Genomic DNA, 19,993 nt, shown 5'->3' on the forward strand with positions numbered 1-19,993 from the left:
ATGCGACCAAAAAGGGACAGACTATGTCAAAGAAACTTGCAATAGCGGCGGCGACAGTTGTCGGTCTAGGGATTGGCGGAACGATTGCCGTGACACAACTTGGCGGCGGCATCGAAGAATGCGGTGCGACTGCTGTTGCGGGTGGGGATATTGGCGGATCGTTCGAACTGTTGGACAAAAACGGCGAACTGGTCACGGACAAAGACATCATCACGGAACCGACACTGATCTATTTCGGGTTCACCTTTTGCCCAGATTTCTGCCCGGTCGATATGGCACGCAACTCCCAAGCCGTTGATCTGTTGGCCGAACAGGGGATTGAAGCCACGCCTGTCTTCATTTCCATTGACCCAGAACGCGACACGCCTGAAATCGTGGGCGATTACGCTTACAATTTTCACGACAAAGCCATTGGTTTGACCGGGAGCGCAGAACAGGTTGATGCTGCATCGAAGGCTTACCGCACCTTCTATCAGAAGGATTCCAGCGGTGATCCTGACTACTACCTGATGCAACACACAACCCTGACCTATTTGACGTTGCCTGAAATAGGGTTTGTGGAATTCTTCCGAAACACCAATACTGCAGAGGAAGTTGCAGAGACGGTGAGCTGCTTCGTGAACGCCACTTAGGGGAAAAGGTCGCATTTGACCCGGCGTTCCGTTGGTCTAAGTCCTGTTTCGAACAAAGGAAACGGTGATGACTGCGGAAAATAATGCACTGCCCATCGGCGAAGACCCGTCACTTCTATTAGTTGATGATGATGAAGCTTTTCTGAAACGCCTCGCGAAGGCGATGGAAAAGCGCGGTTTCGCCGTGGAAACGGCCGATTCAATTGCAGCAGGAAAGGCCATCGCGACAGCGCGCCCACCTGCATATGCTGTCGTGGATTTGCGTCTTGGCGACGGGAACGGCTTGGATGTCGTCGAAGTTTTGCGCGAACGCAGGCCTGACGCCCGCATTGTTGTCCTGACCGGATATGGTGCGATTGCAACGGCGGTGGCTGCGGTCAAAATCGGCGCAACCGATTACTTGTCAAAGCCTGCGGATGCGACTGATGTCACGAACGCCTTGCTTGCCAACGGTGATGATCTACCGCCACCCCCTGAAAACCCGATGAGCGCGGATCGCGTCCGTTGGGAGCATATTCAGCGGGTGTACGAGCTATGCGACCGCAATGTGTCTGAAACTGCACGTCGATTGAACATGCACCGACGGACATTGCAGCGCATTTTGGCAAAGCGAAGCCCGCGTTAACGGGCTTTGCTAGGCGGCATTATTCAGGCGCGGTGCGTACGTTCCATGTTTGATAGGTCGCGTTGTCATCTGTGCATTTCTCTAGCGACAGCACTTTGATCTGATTGGCATCGCTGCGCCCTGTGCGGGTGTCTTCGGCGACAGTGAAACACATCGTGTCATTTGAAACCGGTGTAATTGTGCCTTCACCAGAGAAGTTGAACGCTTGCGCATCGCTGCCATCACAGGTCGCCAGATCAATGGTTGTACCCGCTTCGTCAGACGCAATTTCAGCGCAAACGTCGAATTCAGGCATATACAGCACATTATCTGCGAACTTTTCAGTATCAAAGATTTGGTCAACCATCAGTTCGCCGGATGGGCTGTAGCATGTATGGCCTTGCAAGCCGTCGTCTGGGTTTGCGGCTGTCCCCTGCGCGCGTGCGATATCGACACAATAGCCGTTTTGTGTGTTGTCCAGCATATCGACCAGATAGATTTCAACGCTATCAGCGAAAGCAGGTGTCGTTGTCAGAATGGCAGCAGAGACGGCGGCAATGGCAGTGCGATGTAACATGGCTTTTCGTAATCCTTTAAAAATGCGTTGATGGTTAAACGCAGACGTCACACGTTTCCGTCGCTCGGAATGCGAAAGAAATGGACATAAGCCGCAGAGCTACTTTTGCGATAGCAACCATTTGCGGAATGTTTTGACCTTATTTGTTTCGGAGCCGTCTTGGCTGACGACGTAGTAACCTAGGTTTGGCGCAGCTGCGCCTTCTTGCACTACGACCAACCGACCCGATGCGATGTCGTCTTCGACCATCGCGCGGATCACCACCGAAATCCCGCCACCTGCGCGTACGGCCGATGTGATCATGCTCATGGAACTGACTTCGCGGATCGTGCAGACATCCACGTCCAACCCGTTTTCGGACGCCCAGCGCTTATAGACGGGCAGGGTGGGGCTAAACAGCCAAGCCAAATCCTGCAGATCGGCTAACGTATCGACCCTGCGGTTCCCCAACAGGTCAGGTGTGGCGACGACGACGTAGTCGCCCGCCACCAAAAACTGTGATTGAAGGCCCGGATAGTCGCCTTCGCCATAGCGAATGGCCATGTCGTATCCGTCGCGGCGCAGATCAATCAGGTCATTGCTTGCGTGGACAGTGACCGTGATCTCGGGATGCTGGCTCCAGAAACCACAGAGCCGCGGCATTAACCAGTATTCCGCAAAGTTCGGGGTCACAGTGACGGTTAAAGGGCGTGTATTCACGTCTTCAACAATGCGGGCCACCCCATCAATGATTGTGCTGAACCCCGTGCCCAGATCATTGGCAAGCTGCGCACCCGCATCGGTCAGGACCATTTTGCGGCCTTCGCGGTTAAGGAGGGACATGCCCAAGTGTGCTTCAACGGATCTGACGTGCTGTGCGATCGCGGCATGGGTGACGTTCAGTTCACGCGCAGCCGCGCTGAATGACCCCGCACGCGCGGCGGCTTCGAAACCCTTTAGGGCTGCAAGCGATGGGATGTCACGCCAGTTCATATGATAGTTCAGCTAACATATCGAAATTCTTCCTGACTCGGTGTCTGGACGCAAGTGTTTTATCAAAAATGCAGGAAAACACGAAAGGAACGCACAATGTTTGGTATCTTCAACCGTACGATCAAGACCGCAACTATGATTGATGATTGGCGCGCGCCTGATCATTGGAAGCACAACTTGCACCAAGACACATATCATCGCCAGCAACGCAAAGCGGATGAACACCGGATTCGCATGGCGAAAGATATCGGGCTTTGGCGATAGCTGAGGTTTAAAGCACCAATCGCTTTGTTACCCGATCCATCGGCGTGCCGTCTGCCAGCGGCACGTCTTTGTCGATTGCGTGATCCGTGAAGCCCATCTTTGTATAGTACGCCAAACCGGGGACGTTATCTGCCCTGATCTTGGCGTTGATAAACGTGTAACCGGTGGCGATGGCGGCGGCTTTGGTCGCTTCAAACATAACAGACCCTGCACCCCGTACAGGGTTTTGTTGATCCGTAAAGCTGCCGATAGATAAGCCGTTGTCTGGCAGTGCAAAAACCGCTTGAAAACCGACGGGTTGGTCATCTTTCAGAACAGTGTGGACCATAACGGGGTCATCAAAATAGTGAGTTTTGAAGGTTGGCGCGTCCCATTCTTCTTCATGTGCTGTCGTGCCGCCCTGTCTGACCGTGTGGTTAAACAGCGCGGCGAGAGCAGGAAGATCGGATTCTTGGGATGGGCGTGCCATCAGGGTCATAATTGGCCTAAGAGTTCTGCATGTTTTGACGTGAATTCCGCCCGCACGTCGGGCGCTGGGCGTAGTGCAATGGTTAACCCGCTCATCAGCGTTTGGTCTACCTTACCGAAAAACTTGTCCGCTTCAGCAACAGTAAAACCTGCAATCTGCGTGGCTTCCATCCATGCACTGATCTTGTCCGCTTTCTTGATCTGTTTCTTCACGGTTGCGGGGATTTTTGCAGGCAAACCGAACCGGATGTGAATGGCTGCGGCCAACCGTTCGTCTAGCGCCTCATATCCCGGACCGACCGCGTTTTTCACGGGGCTGATCATGTCGCCAATCACATATTCAGGCGCGTCATGCAGCAACGCGGCCAATTGCCATTTTGCAGGGGCTTTGGGTTGCATGCGGCAGAATAGATCAGTGACCAAGAGCGAATGTTCGGCGACTGAATAGGCGTGATCGCCTGCTGTTTGCCCATTCCAGCGCGCCACAAACGCGAGCCCATGCGCAATATCTTCGACTTCGATATCAACGGGCGTTGGATCAAGCAGATCTAACCTGCGGCCTGATAGCATCCGTTGCCACGCACGTGGTTGTTTCATGATTTATCTTTCTTAAGCTCTGCGTTCTTTTTTGCACCAGTGCGTCGCATTGTCGAGAACGGCTGGGAATGTTATGGCGACCCAAATTCACATGCATCAGGACTTTTTCCATGGCTGAAGACTATATCGTCAAAGACATCGCGCTCGCCGGTTTCGGCCGCAAGGAGCTGGACATCGCTGAAACTGAAATGCCGGGCTTGATGGCGTTGCGCGCTGAATATGGCGACAGCAAACCACTCGCGGGTGCGCGGATCGTTGGTTCGCTTCACATGACCATTCAAACAGCGATTCTGATCGAAACGCTGGTCGCGTTGGGTGCCGATGTGCGCTGGGCGTCTTGCAACATCTTTTCCACGCAAGACCACGCGGCGGCGGCGATTGCGGAATCCGGCGTTCCCGTGTTTGCGATCAAAGGTCAGTCATTGACTGAACATTGGGACTACCTTGACCGGTCCTTCATGTTCCCAGAAGGCGCGAACCTGATCTTGGACGACGGTGGCGATGCGACATTGTACGTTCTGTTGGGTGCCCGTGTTGAAGCTGGCGAAACCGATCTGATCGAAGTGCCGACATCCGAAGAAGAAGAGGCCGTTTTCGCACAGATCAAAAAGCGGATGGCAGAAACACCGGGTTGGTTCACAAAAACCAAAGAAGCGATCCTTGGTGTGTCGGAGGAAACAACAACAGGTGTTCACCGTCTTTATGAATTGCAGCGTGAAGGTCGTCTGCCGTTCCCAGCGATTAACGTCAACGACTCTGTGACAAAGTCCAAATTCGATAACAAATACGGCTGTAAAGAATCGCTCGTTGACGGCATCCGTCGCGCCACAGACACGATGATGGCTGGTAAAGTTGCTGTTGTGATGGGTTACGGTGACGTTGGGAAAGGGTCCGCTGCGTCATTGTCCGGTGCTGGTGCGCGTGTGATCGTGACCGAAGTCGATCCAATCTGTGCGTTGCAGGCTGCAATGGACGGCTACCAAGTTACGACGCTGGACGATGTTGTTGAAACCGCTGATATTTTTGTCACCACAACTGGCAACAAAGACGTCATCCGCATCGAACATATGCGCCGGATGAAAGACATGGCGATCGTGGGCAACATCGGCCACTTCGACAACGAAATCCAAGTGGCGTCGTTGAAGAACCACAAGTGGACGAACATCAAAGAACAGGTCGACATGATCGAGATGCCGAATGGTAATCGCCTGATCCTGTTGTCTGAAGGCCGGTTATTGAACCTTGGTAACGCGACAGGGCACCCATCCTTTGTGATGTCTGCATCGTTTACAAATCAGGTTCTGGCCCAGATCGAATTGTGGACGAAAACGGCGGAATACGCGCCAGGCGTCTACATTCTTCCAAAGCATCTGGACGAAAAGGTTGCGCGCCTACACCTCGACCGCATCGGTGTGAAACTGTCCACGCTTGATGCCGAACAAGCCGCTTACATCGGCGTAAAACCAGAAGGGCCGTTCAAGCCAGAGCATTACCGCTACTAAGGCGTCTGGGGTGAAACCTCACCTACGACCTGAACATGAAAAGCGCCGTCCGTCCCTGTTGGGGCGGGCGGTGTCTTTGCTTTTGGTGTTTGGCCTTGTCTGGGGGAGCTATCAGGCATTGTACCATCCGCAGACGCCACTGCCGCGCGGCTGGAACCCGACGTTGCCGTTGCAAGTGGCGGACGACGTGACCCCGATCACCGGATGGAAATTGGATCGTGCGCTTGCGTCGACGCAAAGCTGTTTGGCTGTGTTAGAGTCTGCGGCGCAGTTTACGGCGATGCCGGATCTAGAGGCATCAGATACTTGCCACATCACAGGCCGCGTGGATTTGCGTGGCGTTGGTGATGCGTCCCTTGCCTCGATTGAAACGCGTTGCGCCATTGGGTTGCGTATGGCGATGTGGGAAGAACACGCGCTACAGCCCGCTGCACACGACCTGTTTGGCGCGCAGATTTCACAGATTGACCATATCGGCAGCTACAATTGCAGGCGGATCAGGGGGTCGTCTGAACGTTGGAGCACCCATGCGACCGCGGATGCGATTGATGTGTCGGGGTTTCGTCTAGACGATGGAACACGCTTGCGGCTGATCAACGATTGGGATGACGGTGGACCGAAGGGCGCGTTCCTGCGTCGGGCGCGTGATAGTGCCTGCGATTGGTTCCGTGTGACACTTTCGCCGGACTACAACGCCCTGCATGCCGACCACTTTCATGTGCAATCAAGCGGCTGGGGTTTGTGTCGCTGATCCGCTCATGCAAAGTTTCCCCCTGATTTTTCCTTTACGCAGGACGAATCGACGGATTAACGTAACCGCAATGCGCGCGGAGACCGCGCGATACCCGGCCAAAATCGGCCAAATACATGAACGGGGACGACAAAATGGGTAAGAGAGACGATTGGATCGCAAAATACGCGGAAGATCTTAAGGGCAAATGCAACATGACGCCTGACATGGATTTGCTGACAAAGGTTACGATTGGCTGCGGTCCTTCGATCTATAACGCCGATGCATCCACAGTTGCCGGCAGCCAAGCGTCAGAGCTTGAAACCGTCAAAAACAACTTCCTGATCAAAAAGCTTGGCCTGAAAGACGGTCCAGAGCTGATGGAAGCAATCAATTCTGTGATCGAAGTTTACGGCAAATCAGAGCGCAACAAATACCGCGCTGTTGTCTACTACATGCTGACAAAGCATTTCGGCAAAGAATCCGTTTACGGTTAAGCCGATGGTTTAGATTTAGGAAAGGCCCGCCCGTTGTCGGCGGGCTTTTTCGTTTTTGGTTCAAATTTTGGATAACGTTTGTTCGCGATCTGCGCCTGAGTGGTGTATCAAATTATCACGGCCAGAACGGCCCCGACCAGAGTTCAGATACGCGTGTGGTGCTAGGGAGCACGCGGGGTGAAAGAGGGTCCGGTGGCGCGTCGGACCCTCTTTTTCGGTTCAGAACAGGCCCAAAACGGCCCCGATCACCGCACAGCCAAAGGTGGCGTATCCTGCATCGATCAGCGTCAGCTTGAACGGCCGCATGCCGTAAGCGTTGTTAATCATGATCCAAGGGCTGATGAAGAACAGACCAACACCAAGTCCGGAAATTAGGCCTTTCCCGAAGGTTTCGATGCCCGACAACGCAAATGTGTGCCGCATCATTCCTGCGACTAAGATCATCGCGATCATCGACATGATATAGGGTGCCGCGGAGTCCCCGACAGGTCTGCCGTTTTCGTCAACTTCGATCTTGGCCGCGGCCACCCATGGCTTTGACAGCGTCATGTACCACGCTGCCCCGAATGCCCAGCCAGCGACGGCTGCTACAATCACTGCAATAAATCCCATAGTTCCCTCCGTTATTTTGGATGGTGTGAACTATGGGCGACGTTTGGCTGGACGCCTAGGGTTTTGTATCGCCTAGCGCGCAGACAATGGCCCATTCGTCATCGGTGACAGGTTGAACTGAAAGCCGCGACGATTTCACCAGCGCCATTTCAGACAACCTGTCGTCCGCTTTGATGTCCTGCAATGTCACCGGTTTTGCGAAGGGACGCACCGCTTTGACATCGACGCAATCCCAGCGTTCATCATCTGTTGTGCTGTCTTGGTGGGCTTCAGCGCAGACCTCGACGATCCCGACGATTTCCAGTCCGGACCGCGAGTGGTAGAAAAAACCACGGTCCCCTTTGGCCATCGCCCGCATGTTGTTGCGTGCTTGGTAGTTGCGCACGCTGTCCCATTCTTCGCCTGCGTCGCCTTTGGCGGTTAGATCATCCCAACCAAAGACATCCGGTTCAGATTTGAAAAGCCAGTAGGCCATCAGCCGATTACCCTGTTCCACGCATCCAAAGTGACGCTTTCGAACTGGCCCGCTTTTGCATATGGGTCATTGTCGGCAAATGCTTGCGCTTGCGCCATGTCTTCGACGTTTAGCACGATCAGCGATCCGCACATGCCGCCGTCTGCGTCCAGCAATGGCCCCGCCATTTCAACGATACCTGACGCTTTGATATGCGCCAGATGCGCTTCACGATTATCGAGCCGCGTTTGCAAAGCGCCAGATTTATCGCGGGCCGTAAGTGCAACAAGCATGTCTATTCTTCCTTTAGAGGACGGGCCATCAGCGCCTCTAGCGCAGTGGACACGTCGGTTTTTGCATCAATTAGATCAGCCACAACCGTGCAGATTGGTAGATCCAATTCAAGCGATTTCGCAAGTTTAGTGACTGATTTTGCGGTGGCGGCACCTTCGACAGTCGTAGTTTTGTCAAAGCCGGTATCGCGGGCAAGTGATTGCCCATACCGGAAGTTGCGAGATTGGGTAGAGGTGCAGGTCAGGACCAGATCACCAAAGCCGGAAAGTCCGCCAAGCGTTGCACGTTCCGCGCCCAATTTATCCGCGAGCGTCAGCATTTCAGAAAACCCGCGTGTCATAAGCGCGGCCCGTGCGCTATCGCCAAGGCCCGCGCCGATGGCGACGCCACATGCGATTGCCATCACGTTCTTCAACGCGCCGCCCAGTTCCGCGCCAATCGTGTCTGTCGCGCGGTAGATGCGCAGCGTCGGGGTGGACAGTTGGGTCTGTAACGTTGTGCCGATGGCGTCGTCAGAGATCGCGAGCGTCAGCGCCGTTGGCAGGCCGTTTGCAATATCTGCCGCGAAACTGGGTCCGGTGAGCATCGCGGCATTGGCGTTTGGGACGATTTGCCGGATCGTCGAAACGGGGCCCGTCATCGTGGTCAGATCGATCCCTTTGCAGCACGCGATTAGCGATTTGCCGGAAAGAGCCTGTTTGTGGGTTTCCAAGAAAGGGCGCATCGCCTGCGCAGGTAGTGCCAACGCGATCGTGTTCTGTGCAAAAGCAGTGTCTAAATCAGCAGAACAGGTGATCTTTGCGGGCAGCGTTACGTCCGGCAGGCGTGGCACTTTACGGTTTGTCTGCATCGCATTCATGACGCCTGCGTCACGGCCCCAAAGGGTGACGTCTTGACCTGATTGCGCCCATGTTATGGCCAATGCTGCGCCAAATGCGCCGGCACCAATGACTGCGATGCTCATGCTTTTGCGCCTTTCTTACCGGATCCCAACATGGGTGCGGCGGTGTTATCCAAGGGCCAGCGCGGGCGCGCTGATAGGGTCAAATCATCGACGTCATTCTTGGCCAGTCGCGTTAGTCCGACATAGGCGATCATCGCTGCGTTATCGGTGCAAAGTGCCAAAGGCGGTGCAGTGAAGGCGACATCGTGTTTCGCGCACAGGTCTTGCAACCCCGCGCGGATCGCTGTGTTCGCGGCGACACCGCCTGCGACCGCCAAAGTTGGCGTCGTTGGGTTCAGTTTAAGGTATTCAGTCAACGCGCGACGCGATTTTTCAACAAGGACATCTGTGATTGCTGCTTGGAACCCAGCGCACAGATCTGCCTGATCTGCCTGCGTTAGACCCTGCTTTTCGGCAACGACACCGTCGCGGGCGCGCAGCATTGCGGTCTTTAGGCCCGAGAACGACATATCACATCCTTCCCGATCCAATAGCGGACGGGGCAGTTTGAACCGTTTGGGGTCACCGTTTGCCGCGGCCTTTTCAACTGACGGACCACCCGGCTGAGGCAGGCCCAGAATACGGGCAGTTTTGTCGAATGCTTCGCCCGGGGCATCGTCAATGGTGCCGCCGAGACGCTTGAAATCGTCGGGGCCTTTCGCGACCAGGAATTGGCAATGCCCTCCTGATACGAGCAACATCAGGAATGGATAGGCGATGTCGTCTGTCAGGCGCGGCGTCAAAGCGTGGCCCGCAAGGTGGTTCACGCCGATCAGGGGAAGCCCCGTCGCAGCGGATAGACCTTTCGCACACATGACGCCGGACAACACACCACCAATCAGACCCGGACCGGCCGTGACCGCGATCCCGTCGAGATCCGATAGCGTCAGATTTGCCTGAGACAGCGCGTCTTCCACGCAATGATCCAGCTTTTCCGCATGCGCACGTGCCGCAATTTCTGGGACGACGCCGCCGAAATCAGCGTGCAGCGCAGTTTGGCCATAGACGACAGAGGACAGCACTTCAGCGGTGCCATTCAACCGGACCACGGCGGCGGCTGTATCGTCGCAGCTGCTTTCGATCCCAAGAACGGTCAGAGTATCAGTCATCATGCGCCCATTGCCTGTTTCCGTTTCGCAGGTAACACTCTGCACAGGGCAAAACAACTGCGGGGCGATCCGACATGTCAGCAACTGTGCTGATCACACGACCAAAAGCGCAGGCAGAAGCGTTTGCCGCGTCGTTGGAAGCGGCGCATGGTGGGCCTTTGCACTGTGTTATCTGTCCTTTGATTGAAATCGTGCCGGTTGCGGTTTTCGGGGCGTTGGATGACGTGGAGCATGTCATTTTCACGTCTACGAATGGTGTTTCGCAAGCACTGCGCGTGGGAATCCCTGTTGGCATAACAGCGTGGTGCGTTGGATCGCGGACTGCGCAGGCGGCGGCCGAGCTTGGGTTTGATGTACGGATCGCGGATGGGAATAATCGCAGTCTTGTGGCGCTTATTGTCGCACAGGCACCGGTTGGTCGGATGGTTCATCTGCGGGGTCGTCATGTCGCTGGCACTGTCGTCGACGATGTATCTGCTGCAGGTATCAATTGCGAAGCTGTGATCGCCTATGATCAGGTTGCGATTGCGCCCACGCAATTGGCGCTTGATACATTAAGAGGCGAAACCCCTATAATTGTGCCACTTTTTTCGCCGCGCAGTGCGAAACTGTTCGGACAGATTGCGGATTTCAATGCACCGCTGCATCTCGTCGTCATAAGTGAAGCGATTGATGTCGTGCAGCAAAACGCGCCCGTCGTCAGTCGCGCAGTTGCAAAGTCCCGCGATGGGGCGGGGATGGTTGCGGCGACTTTGGCGCGATATGCCGAAATCTCCCCCTGATCATGACTTGAGGGTCTGTGCTACGCGTTATAACGTGAACTGTCGGCCTTTGGGTCGCGTTGATGAGTTGGGAAAGGGCGATACGTTGGCCAAGAAGAGCAAATCTAGTCAAAAGGATAAGACCCCAGACGTGGTCGAAGCCGAAGAAACGATTGCCGAGGCAACGCCTGACGAAACACCGGAGGTGACAGAAGATGTCACCGAAGAAACGATCCCCGACACGCCAGAAGAAGTTGCTGTCGCCGAAGAGATTACGCCGGAACCTATCGTCGAAGAGACGACCGTTGATGATACACCCGTGTCATCGCCGGAAACGCCTACGCAACAGGTCCACACGTCTCTTGAGCCACACGATTCCGCATCGAATAGTGTGTTCTTGCCCGCCATTTTAGGCGGCTTGATTGCAGCGGGTCTTGGATTTGGCGCTGCTTATTATTTCATCCCACGGTTTGAACCAGCGATGGTTGAAACGATGAACACAAATGAAGCTGCGATTGCGGATTTGCAGGCTGAAATCGCGGGTTTGGGAACTGGTCCTGACATCACGCCTTTGGCGGACGAAATTGCGGCCCTTAGCGGTCAGGTGACAGACCAATTCGCGTCCGTTGGTGAACGAATCACCTCTTTTGAAGACCGCCTTGTCGCGCTGGAAAAGCAGCCAAGTGCGGATGGTACGCTACAAGACACTGCGCTGCAGGCCTATCAGGCAGAGCTGGACAACCTGCGTGCTCAAGTCGAAGAACAAGCAAGCGCCGCTTTTGCGCAACTTGAATCGACCCGCGAAGAAGCGGCAGCGATTGAAGAAGCTGCTTTGTTGGCCGCGCGTAACGCGAAAGGTCGCGCAGCACTGGCACAGATCCGCAGTTCTTTGGATACCGGTGCGCCGATGACGGCTGCATTGGCTGAACTCGAAGATGTGCTGGGCGAACCTGCGCCAGATGCTTTGACGGCAGTTGCCGAAGGCGTGCCGACATTGGCGAAGCTGCAAGGCGATTTTCCACCTGCGGCCCGTCAAGCATTGTCCGACGCGCGATCTGATGGGTCATCCGGCGAAAGCACCGGCGCATTTGGATCGTTCTTGCGGGAACAGTTTAACGTCCGGTCTGTTGCACCTCGTGATGGGGATGACGCAGATGCCATATTGTCACGTGCGGAAGCTGCTTTGAAAGAAGGCCAGCTTGAAACCGCATTGTCTGAAGTGTCCGCCCTTCCTGAAGGTGCCGCTGGTCCATTGGCTGGCTGGGTGCAACAGGCGCAGGCCCGTGCTGATGCGCTGGCTGCGGCGAACGACATTTCTACTTCCTTAAACGATAACTGAAGGTCAACGCGATGCTCTGGTCCCTGATCAAAATTCTGGCTTTCATTCTTATTGTCACTGGCCTGACATACGGCGCGACGCAATTGCTTGAGGTCGAAGGCGGTGTTGCCCTGACCATTGGCGGGATCGAGATAACACTGTCGGTGCTTGAAGCGGTATTTGCCTTTATCGCACTGGTCGTTTTGGTGTGGCTGGGTCTGCGGTTGGTTAAATTGCTGATTGCGACGTTCAAGTTCCTGAACGGCGATGAAACCGCGATCTCGCGCTACTTTGACCGCAACCGTGAACGCAAAGGGTTCGAGGCGCTTTCCGAGGGGATGATGGCGCTGGCATCTGGCGAAGGTCACCTTGCGATGACAAAAGCGTCCCGCGCCGAACGTTACCTTGATAACCCGAAGCTGACGAACCTTTTGACAGCACAAGCCGCTGAAATGGCCGGTGATCGTCGTAAGGCCGAAGCGACGTATAAAAAGCTGCTGGCAGATGACAGCACCCGCTTCGTAGGTGTGCGCGGTATTCTCAAGCAAAAGCTGGATGATGGCGAAACCGATACGGCGTTGAAATTGGCACAAAAGGCGTTCGCGCTGAAGCCAAAGCACACTGAAACACAGGACGTTCTGATCAAGCTGCAAGCTGAGAAAGAAGACTGGAAAGGTGCGCGCGAAACGCTGAATGCCAAACTGAAAGCAGGATCGTTGCCGCGCGATGTGCACCGTCGTCGTGATGCCGTTCTGGCGCTGTCCGAAGCCAAGGATATCCTGAACGAAGGCAAGGATGTCGAAGCCCGCGAAGCTGCGATTGAAGCGAACCGGATGTCGCCGGATCTGATCCCAGCTGCCTGTATGGCTGCGCGTGGTTACGTTGCCGCTGGCAATGCGCGCTATGCGTCACGTGTGATTGTAAAGGCGTGGACTGCCCAGCCGCACCCTGATCTGGCGGCTGCCTTTGCCGAGATTGCACCGGATGAAACCGCCGCTGCACGTCTGAAGCGTTTCAAAACGTTGACGAAAGTGAAGCCGGTTCACCCTGAAACGAAAATGCTATTGGCCGAATTGAACATCGCTGCGGAGGATTTCCCAGAAGCAAAACGCGCGCTTGGCGATCTGGTCACAACGGATCCGACTGCGCGAAGCCTGACACTTATGGCGGCGATTGAACGTGGTGAAGGCAAAAGCGATGAAGTCGTCCGTGGTTGGTTGACTAAAGCGTTGACTGCATCACGTGGTCCGCAGTGGGTCTGTTCAACATGTCAGCACGTGCATCCGGTTTGGGTTCCTGTGTGTGACAATTGCTCTTCTTTCGACACGTTGGCGTGGACGACACCGACCAAGGGCGATGTGGCGATGCCATCTGGAACCGAAATGTTGCCATTGATTGTTGGTCAATTGGCGAAGCCTGCAGAACCAGATGATGTGGCGACCCCTGATAACGATGTTATCGTTGTTGAAATCGAAGACGCCGAAGAAGTTGTCGATGCGCCAGAGGTAGATGTGGCGACTGAAACCGATCCAAAACCAGGTCACGTCAGATAAAACCTATGCCGCGCTGTTTTTACGACGGCGCGGCGGTAGCTTCTTGATCGTTTGCGTTGCCTGAAGCCAGTCAGGCACGTCGCTTGCTGGCATAGGATGCGCCACGCCGAACCCCTGAATGTGATCGCAGCCAAGCGCATTGAGCACGAGCCGTTCTTCGGGTGTTTCGATTCCTTCCGCCAATACATCGATCCGCAAAGAATGCGCTAACCCGATCATCGCGGATGTGATGCGAGCGAGTTCGGAATATAGATGGACGTCTTTGACAAAGCTGCGATCAATCTTGATCCGGTCCACCCTGAAATGCCGTAGGTTTGATATCGACGCATGGCCTGTTCCAAAATCATCAAGTTCCACTTTGATACCTGCAGCGGACAGATTTTTGATATTCTCGATCATGCGCTTTGATGTGTTATCAATCATCGCGCTTTCGAGAATTTCAACGCTGATCTTGCTAGGATCGACCCCCGCATCGCTTGCCGCGAACAGAATGCTATCAACCAGATCGACATCTAACAGGCGGCTTGTTGTCAGGTTCAGGGAAACCTGTGGCACGTCGAGCCCTTGATCAATCCATGTACGGAGCGTGGTAAAGGTGCTGACCATCAGGTGTTGATCAAGCTGATCGAGCAATCTCGCATCTTCGGCGGCAGACAGGAAATGGAATGGTGTCAGCACCCCGCGTGAAGGGTGATGCCATCGCGCCAAGGATTCAAAACCAACGATTTTGCCAGATCGTCCTTCGACTTGCGGCTGGAAATATGGTCTGAATTCCCCTTTTTGCAGGCCCTCGCGCATGTCCGATTGTAGTTCTTCGACCTTCTCGATTTGGGTTCGCAATGTGGGTGAAAAGAACCTGCTTTTACCGCGCCCGCCGTTCTTTGCGGTATAAAGGGCGAGATCAGCGTTCCGAATGTATGAATCAAGCGGCAGACCATCCGCAAAACTGCCTGTTTCGATCCCAACGCTTGCCCCTGCGTAGCATTCCTTGCCCTCTACGATGAAAGGTGTGGAAATAGTGGCGATCAATTGATCGGCGATGTCCTTTAGCGCGTCAGAATCGAAGTCGCCGAATAGCAGGAGTACAAATTCGTCCCCACCGGTACGCGCGACAAACATGTTGGGATGATCGGCGGATATCATCGCAGCTGACGCGTGGCGCAGCGCCTTGTCACCGGCCGCATGCCCCATCGTGTCATTGATGATTTTCAAACGATCCAGATCGATCTGCATCACAGCGACGTTGCTATGGGGCCAATGTCCTGCGTCGTACCGTTGGATATGGTCATACAGTGCGCGCCGATTTGGCAAACCAGTCAGTTCATCGACAGAGGCCAATCTGGATGCGCTTTGATCCCCAATTTGGCCAACATGTCGGGCCGCCGCTAAAAGCCCGTCTATCGTTTGATGCAAATCTTCGGTCACGATCCGCATTAGTTCACGCAATTCCGTTGTTTCAGGACGTTGATCAAACAGAAGCTGAGTGCAGATGCTAATGCCGATGTCTTCAAAACATCTGAACGAATCCTTGGTTTGGCGCGTAAACGCTTTTGACATGATCTGAATGAGGTGGCTGTCGCTTCCGTGCAGAATGTGATCACCTGCATTCCGCAAACGGGCCCACAAACCAGATATTTCACGCAATCGCTGACGCACAACACGTGCGTCGTTTGGCCCGCTATCGGACAATGTACTGGCAGATAAGCACAACATCGCGAAATTATGGCTGGCAAGACGCAGGTTATGCACTTCGTCTAGCAGCACACTGAAACGGGCCATGTGAAATGAAGTATGGCTTGTCGGTCGTTGTGTTTCTTCAGGTCCCACTGTCAGCAGCACCTTTCAGCATGGTAGTGCAAACCGCATTGAGTGCAGTCTGCCACGCATCCTGATGTGCAAGGGTCCAGTGATTATCCATGAGCGCTGAGATCGTTTCGATCAGAATCTGTGACACCAGTTCGTAATGTTCCGGTTCAGCGCCGTATTGCACGTGTCTGGCGCCAAGTTGTTTCAGCGCGTCCGTGATTTCACCAAGGTCGTCTGCACTTTCCACGACCATGACGATGGAATTCCAAAGTTTTTCGCTTTGGTTGAACATGTCGTCCGGAAACAGGTTTCGGATGCTTGGTGCGGCTGAAAACAGGTTTGCGTAGAACGCATTTGTTGCCGCGACACTGGTTTCGGCTATTCGTTCGGCGGAATCCCTGATGAGATCAATTTGGTTGTCGGTTAACATGAGGTCCACGTTCTTCATCCGTTACGTCGCCGAACATGACCTGAATTTCCTAAGATTAAGTGACCCCAACCGAGAATGAAGAAGGCCCCGCAAATGGCGGGGCCTTCTGTTGTTTTCAATTGGTCTTAGCTGGCTTTCGAAACAGCCCGTCCGGTCATGACTTTGACCAGATGCGCCCGATATTCAGCGGTCCCGTGCAGGTCGCTGATCAGATCATCCGCTGGGACTGTCAGATCCGCCAAGGCGTCAGCTGAGAAGTTCGCGGAAAGCGCTTCCTCTGCGGCCGTCCAGCGATGCACGCCATCATTGGATGCGCCTGTCACGGCGACGCGTACACCGTCCGCGTATTTGGCGACAAACACCCCAACGAGCGCAAAGCGCGACGCGGGCTGCACGAACTTTTCGTAGTGCGCCTTTTCCGGAACTGGAAAAGATACCGCTGTGACGATTTCGCCTTCTTCCAGTGCCGTCGTGAACATTCCTTGGAAGTAGTCGTCTGCTGCGATTTCACGCGTGTTTGTCACGATCGTCGCACCGGATGCCAAGGCTGCGGCAGGATAGCACGCTGCAGGGTCGTTGTTGGCGATTGATCCGCCAATGGTTCCGCGATTGCGCACAGCAGGATCGCCGATGTTGGCCGCAAGACCGGCGAGCGCTGGATAGATCGCGCCAGCCTCGGATGCGACGGTCGCATGGATAGTTCCACCACCGATCCGCAGATTGCCGCCTTCCGACGACATGCCCTGCATTTCGGCGATACCAGACAGGCTGACCAGCTTTTCGGGGCTGGCGAGCCGGGCCTTCAGCGTCGGGATCAGCGTTTGACCGCCGCCCAGCGCCTGTGCGTCTTCGTTTGCCAACGCGTTGGCGGCGTCTGCCACCGTTGCGGGCCGTTCAATGTCAAATGCATACATGGTCCGCTCTCCTTATTCAGCGTTGTTCATGGCAGCCCAAACCCGATGCGGGCTGACAGGCATGTCGATGTGCGTGACGTTCTTACCGCCGGACTGTAGCGCGTCGATCACGGCATTGACCACCGTTGGCGGCGACCCAATTGCGCCTGCTTCGCCACAGCCCTTTACCCCCAACGGGTTATGCGTACAGGCATTCCCCTGGCTATGATCGACGATGTAGTTCGGGAGATCGTCGGCACGCGGCATGGTGTAATCCATGTAAGACGCCGACAAGAGTTGCCCGTTTTCGTCGTAGGTCGTGTTTTCAAGCAACGCTTGCCCGATCCCTTGACCCAGACCCCCATGCACCTGACCGGTAACAACCATCGGGTTGATCACGTTACCGAAGTCATCGACGGCCGTCATCCGGTCCACGCGGACCTTGCCGGTTTCAGGGTCGACTTCGACCTCGCAGCAGTACGCGCCTGATGGATAGGTAAAGTTCGCAGGATCGTAGAAAGCTGTTTCTTCAAGACCCGGTTCGATGTCTTCGAGCGGGAAGTTGTGGGGGATGTAGGCCTTCAATGCGACTTCGCCAAAGCTGACCTTTTTGTCGGTCCCAGCCACAGAAAATTCACCATCAGTGAAGTCGATATCGCCTTCCGCTGCTTCCAGCATGTGGGCTGCGATCTTCTTCGCTTTGTTGATGATTTTCTCGGTGGCCCGCACCACGGCTGATCCACAAACCGCCAAGGAACGTGACCCGTAGGTTCCCATTCCGAACGGAATTTTGGATGTATCGCCGTGAACGATGTCGATGCTTTGTGGATCAATGCCTAGCATTTCGGCGACGACCTGCGGGAACACCGTTTCGTGGCCTTGGCCATGGCTGTGCGCACCGACCATGACAGACAGATTGCCAGTCGCGTTTACACGGACAGTTGCGGCGTCATACAGCCCAACGCGCGAGCCGAGGATACCAACAAGGTTTGACGGCGCGATGCCGCAGGCCTCGATATACGCGTTCACGCCGAAACCACGCAGCATGCCTTTGGCTTCAGATTCCTTCCGACGGGCTTCGAAACCAGCCTTATCGGCGACCTCTTCCATCTTATCCATCAGGGCGTCGTAGTTGCCTGAATCGTATTCAAGACCAGCAGCAGACGCGAAGGGGTATTGATCCGGTTTGACGAAGTTCTGACGGCGCAGCTCAATCGGATCGCGACCTGTTTCACGGGCCGCCATGTCGATGACACGCTCTAGCGAATAAGTCGCCTCTGGCCGTCCGGCACCACGGTACGCATCGACGGGGGCAGTGTTGGTGAACACTGCTTTGACGTTCACGTAGACCAGCGGCACCGTGTAGTTGCCCGCCATTAAAGTGCCATGCAGGAACGTTGGTGTCGCGGTTGAGAAATTGGACAGATACGCGCCGACGTTGGCGTGTGTTTCGGTCCGGAAAGCAAGGAAGTTGCCAGCTTCATCCAGCGCCAGTTCGATCTTGGTGACGTGGTCACGACCGTGAGCATCCGTCAGGAACGCCTCTGTCCGGTCAGCAGTCCACTTGACCGTGCGACCGAGTTTTTTGGCGGCTGCCAGAACAAGCGCTTCTTCACCGTAATGATAGATCTTGGACCCGAAACCACCGCCTACATCGGGGGCAATCACAGTGAGCTTGTTCTCAGGGATGCCCATCACAAATGCAGAAATCAGCAACCGTGTCAGATGCGGGTTCTGTGATGTGGTGTGCAGCGTGTAGTCGCCGGTGCCAGGGTGGTAATGGCCGATGGAACAACGGGGTTCCATTGCGTTTGGCACAAGGCGGTTGTTGACCAATTCCAGCTTGGTCACGTGATGGGCGTTCTTGATCGCCTCATCGGTTGCCGCGCGGTTGTCTTCGATCCAACCCCAGTCGAAACACTGGTTTGTCCCGATTTCGTCATGCACATAATTATCGCCAGCAAGCGCGTCTTTCATGTTTACGACGGCGGGAAGTTCTTCGATATCGGCTTCAATCGCCTCAACCGCATCACGGGCCTGTGCAACCGTTTCAGCAATGACAGCGGCGTAAGCGTCGCCGACGTGCCGGACCTTGCCATGTGCCAGAACCGGACGCTTTGGTTCTTGCATTGGTTCGCCGTCGCGGCTGTTGATCAACCAGCCAGCGGGGTTGCCGCCAACCTCTGCAAAATCTTCGCCGGTGAAGATCGCAAGTACGCCGGGCATGCCTGCGGCTGCGGTTGTGTCGATTGATTTGATGACACCATGCGCCACAGTCGAGCGTGCAAACACAGCCGCGCATTCGGCGTTTGTTTGGATGTCGTCGGTATAGGTTCCTGTGCCGGTTAAGAACCGGACGTCTTCGCGGCGCGTGGTTGCTGCGCCAATTCCACCATCTTTAGGCATTTACGTTCCTCCCTTTGTCCATCGCGCCCTCCTCGACACGACGTCCAAATTTTCTAGAAAATTTGCTTACTCTGCAGCGATTGCGCTGACATCTTGACCCGATGCCGCCAAAATCGCTTTGACGATGTTGTGGTAACCGGTGCAGCGGCAGATGTTGCCTTCCAGATGCTCGCGCACTTCCTGCTCGGTCGGTTTCGGATTTTCTTTAAGCAGTGCAGCCGTCGTCATCACCATGCCCGGTGTACAGAACCCGCACTGCAGGCCGTGGTGATCCTGAAACGCCTGTTGGATCACGTTCAAAGACCCGTCTGCATTCGCTTGGCCTTCAATTGTGGATACCTGCGCGCCGTCTGCTTCTGCCGCGAACATTGTGCAGGATTTCACCGCTTTGCCGTCGACGTGCACAACACAGGCGCCGCACTGCGACGTATCACAGCCGATGTGAGTCCCCGTCATGCGCAAGTCTTCACGCAAGAAGGACGACAACAATGTGCGCCCTTCTACGTCTCCGGAAACCTCTTTTCCGTTGATGGTCATCGTGACTTTTGTCATCGCATCCTCCCTTGGATTT

At 55.0% G+C, this 19,993-nt stretch carries 23 protein-coding genes; 9 read left to right on the forward strand and 14 right to left on the reverse strand.

Annotated elements, in window-relative coordinates:
* The first annotated feature begins 23 nt into the window (after positions 1–23).
* Complete coding sequence (locus AC0L7R_RS00660; RefSeq protein WP_247128069.1) at positions 24–632, forward strand: SCO family protein; 609 nt, start codon at positions 24–26, stop codon at positions 630–632.
* Between the two features lie 67 nt (positions 633–699).
* The gene (locus AC0L7R_RS00665) at positions 700–1,257 is read left to right on the forward strand and encodes an ActR/PrrA/RegA family redox response regulator transcription factor (protein ID WP_247128068.1); all 558 of its coding nucleotides are present in this window, start codon (positions 700–702) and stop codon (positions 1,255–1,257) included.
* A 19-nt stretch (positions 1,258–1,276) separates the two neighbouring features.
* Here AC0L7R_RS00665 and AC0L7R_RS00670 read toward each other — a convergent pair whose 3' ends face one another.
* Together AC0L7R_RS00670 and AC0L7R_RS00675 are read right to left on the reverse strand one after the other, a co-directional pair.
* Complete coding sequence (locus AC0L7R_RS00670; RefSeq protein WP_473658311.1) at positions 1,277–1,813, reverse strand: ricin-type beta-trefoil lectin domain protein; 537 nt, start codon at positions 1,811–1,813, stop codon at positions 1,277–1,279.
* Positions 1,814–1,912: 99 nt separating this feature from the next.
* A complete protein-coding gene (locus tag AC0L7R_RS00675; RefSeq protein ID WP_473658312.1) occupies positions 1,913–2,785 on the reverse strand; it encodes a LysR substrate-binding domain-containing protein in 873 nt (290 codons plus the stop codon).
* Positions 2,786–2,881: 96 nt separating this feature from the next.
* Between AC0L7R_RS00675 and AC0L7R_RS00680 the strand changes: the two genes are divergently transcribed.
* Positions 2,882–3,049: a hypothetical protein gene (locus AC0L7R_RS00680; RefSeq protein WP_247128064.1), complete on the forward strand. Its 168-nt coding sequence runs from the start codon at positions 2,882–2,884 to the stop codon at positions 3,047–3,049.
* Positions 3,050–3,056: 7 nt separating this feature from the next.
* On the opposite strand, the gene AC0L7R_RS00685 is transcribed toward AC0L7R_RS00680, so the two are convergent.
* Together AC0L7R_RS00685 and AC0L7R_RS00690 are read right to left on the reverse strand one after the other, a co-directional pair.
* Positions 3,057–3,527: a GNAT family N-acetyltransferase gene (locus AC0L7R_RS00685; RefSeq protein ID WP_473658313.1), complete on the reverse strand. Its 471-nt coding sequence runs from the start codon at positions 3,525–3,527 to the stop codon at positions 3,057–3,059.
* Positions 3,524–4,114, reverse strand: a complete 591-nt coding sequence (locus AC0L7R_RS00690) for an HD domain-containing protein (RefSeq protein ID WP_473658314.1) — start codon at positions 4,112–4,114, stop codon at positions 3,524–3,526. The genes AC0L7R_RS00685 and AC0L7R_RS00690 overlap by 4 nt, the downstream gene beginning before the upstream one ends.
* Positions 4,115–4,224: 110 nt before the next feature.
* Here AC0L7R_RS00690 and ahcY point away from each other — a divergent pair, with 110 nt between their 5' ends.
* From ahcY to AC0L7R_RS00705, 3 genes are all read left to right on the forward strand, one after another.
* Entirely contained in the window at positions 4,225–5,616 is a 1,392-nt protein-coding gene (gene ahcY, locus AC0L7R_RS00695) for an adenosylhomocysteinase (protein WP_473658315.1), read from the forward strand.
* Positions 5,617–5,626: 10 nt separating this feature from the next.
* Positions 5,627–6,367 (forward strand): extensin family protein, encoded by a 741-nt coding sequence (locus tag AC0L7R_RS00700; RefSeq protein ID WP_473658317.1) that lies wholly within the window; start codon positions 5,627–5,629, stop codon positions 6,365–6,367.
* 134 nt (positions 6,368–6,501) lie between these two features.
* Positions 6,502–6,843, forward strand: a complete 342-nt coding sequence (locus tag AC0L7R_RS00705) for a DUF2853 family protein (protein ID WP_247128058.1) — start codon at positions 6,502–6,504, stop codon at positions 6,841–6,843.
* A gap of 219 nt (positions 6,844–7,062) precedes the next feature.
* Here the strand turns inward: AC0L7R_RS00705 and AC0L7R_RS00710 are convergent, their stop codons facing one another.
* Genes AC0L7R_RS00710 through tsaD form a run of 5 tightly spaced genes read right to left on the reverse strand, consistent with a single transcriptional unit; the run spans position 7,063 to position 10,255 of the window.
* Complete coding sequence (locus AC0L7R_RS00710; RefSeq protein ID WP_247128056.1) at positions 7,063–7,455, reverse strand: DUF1761 domain-containing protein; 393 nt, start codon at positions 7,453–7,455, stop codon at positions 7,063–7,065.
* A 55-nt stretch (positions 7,456–7,510) separates the two neighbouring features.
* On the reverse strand, positions 7,511–7,930 hold the full coding sequence (locus tag AC0L7R_RS00715; protein ID WP_473658318.1) for an EVE domain-containing protein: 420 nt from the start codon (positions 7,928–7,930) through the stop codon (positions 7,511–7,513).
* Entirely contained in the window at positions 7,930–8,202 is a 273-nt protein-coding gene (locus AC0L7R_RS00720; RefSeq protein ID WP_473658319.1) for a YciI family protein, read from the reverse strand. Before AC0L7R_RS00720 ends, AC0L7R_RS00715 begins: the two co-directional genes overlap by 1 nt.
* A 2-nt stretch (positions 8,203–8,204) precedes the next feature.
* On the reverse strand, positions 8,205–9,167 hold the full coding sequence (locus tag AC0L7R_RS00725) for an NAD(P)H-dependent glycerol-3-phosphate dehydrogenase (protein WP_473658320.1): 963 nt from the start codon (positions 9,165–9,167) through the stop codon (positions 8,205–8,207).
* Positions 9,164–10,255: a tRNA (adenosine(37)-N6)-threonylcarbamoyltransferase complex transferase subunit TsaD gene (gene tsaD / locus AC0L7R_RS00730; RefSeq protein WP_473660464.1), complete on the reverse strand. Its 1,092-nt coding sequence runs from the start codon at positions 10,253–10,255 to the stop codon at positions 9,164–9,166. The genes AC0L7R_RS00725 and tsaD overlap by 4 nt, the downstream gene beginning before the upstream one ends.
* Before the next feature lie 74 nt (positions 10,256–10,329).
* Between tsaD and AC0L7R_RS00735 the strand changes: the two genes are divergently transcribed.
* The 3 genes from AC0L7R_RS00735 (at position 10,330) to AC0L7R_RS00745 (ending at position 13,887) form a co-directional block, all read left to right on the forward strand.
* Positions 10,330–11,037, forward strand: coding sequence for a uroporphyrinogen-III synthase (locus AC0L7R_RS00735; RefSeq protein WP_473658321.1), 708 nt, complete (start codon positions 10,330–10,332; stop codon positions 11,035–11,037).
* 85 nt (positions 11,038–11,122) lie between these two features.
* Positions 11,123–12,355 carry a COG4223 family protein gene (locus tag AC0L7R_RS00740; protein ID WP_473658322.1) on the forward strand — a complete coding sequence of 411 codons (1,233 nt, stop codon included), beginning with the start codon at positions 11,123–11,125 and terminating at the stop codon, positions 12,353–12,355.
* 11 nt (positions 12,356–12,366) lie between these two features.
* The gene (locus AC0L7R_RS00745; RefSeq protein ID WP_473658323.1) at positions 12,367–13,887 is read left to right on the forward strand and encodes a heme biosynthesis HemY N-terminal domain-containing protein; all 1,521 of its coding nucleotides are present in this window, start codon (positions 12,367–12,369) and stop codon (positions 13,885–13,887) included.
* Positions 13,888–13,890: 3 nt separating this feature from the next.
* Here AC0L7R_RS00745 and AC0L7R_RS00750 read toward each other — a convergent pair whose 3' ends face one another.
* From AC0L7R_RS00750 to AC0L7R_RS00770, 5 genes are all read right to left on the reverse strand, one after another.
* Complete coding sequence (locus tag AC0L7R_RS00750) at positions 13,891–15,666, reverse strand: EAL domain-containing protein (RefSeq protein WP_473658325.1); 1,776 nt, start codon at positions 15,664–15,666, stop codon at positions 13,891–13,893.
* Positions 15,667–15,703: 37 nt separating this feature from the next.
* Positions 15,704–16,123: a globin domain-containing protein gene (locus tag AC0L7R_RS00755; RefSeq protein ID WP_473660466.1), complete on the reverse strand. Its 420-nt coding sequence runs from the start codon at positions 16,121–16,123 to the stop codon at positions 15,704–15,706.
* A 125-nt stretch (positions 16,124–16,248) separates the two neighbouring features.
* Positions 16,249–17,037 (reverse strand): FAD binding domain-containing protein, encoded by a 789-nt coding sequence (locus AC0L7R_RS00760; protein ID WP_473658326.1) that lies wholly within the window; start codon positions 17,035–17,037, stop codon positions 16,249–16,251.
* Between the two features lie 12 nt (positions 17,038–17,049).
* A complete protein-coding gene (locus tag AC0L7R_RS00765) occupies positions 17,050–19,422 on the reverse strand; it encodes a molybdopterin cofactor-binding domain-containing protein (protein WP_473658327.1) in 2,373 nt (790 codons plus the stop codon).
* A gap of 66 nt (positions 19,423–19,488) precedes the next feature.
* Positions 19,489–19,974: a (2Fe-2S)-binding protein gene (locus AC0L7R_RS00770; RefSeq protein WP_348108333.1), complete on the reverse strand. Its 486-nt coding sequence runs from the start codon at positions 19,972–19,974 to the stop codon at positions 19,489–19,491.
* Between the last annotated feature and the right edge of the window lie 19 nt (positions 19,975–19,993).

The sequence above is a fragment of the Yoonia sp. D2-7 genome (assembly GCF_055809435.1).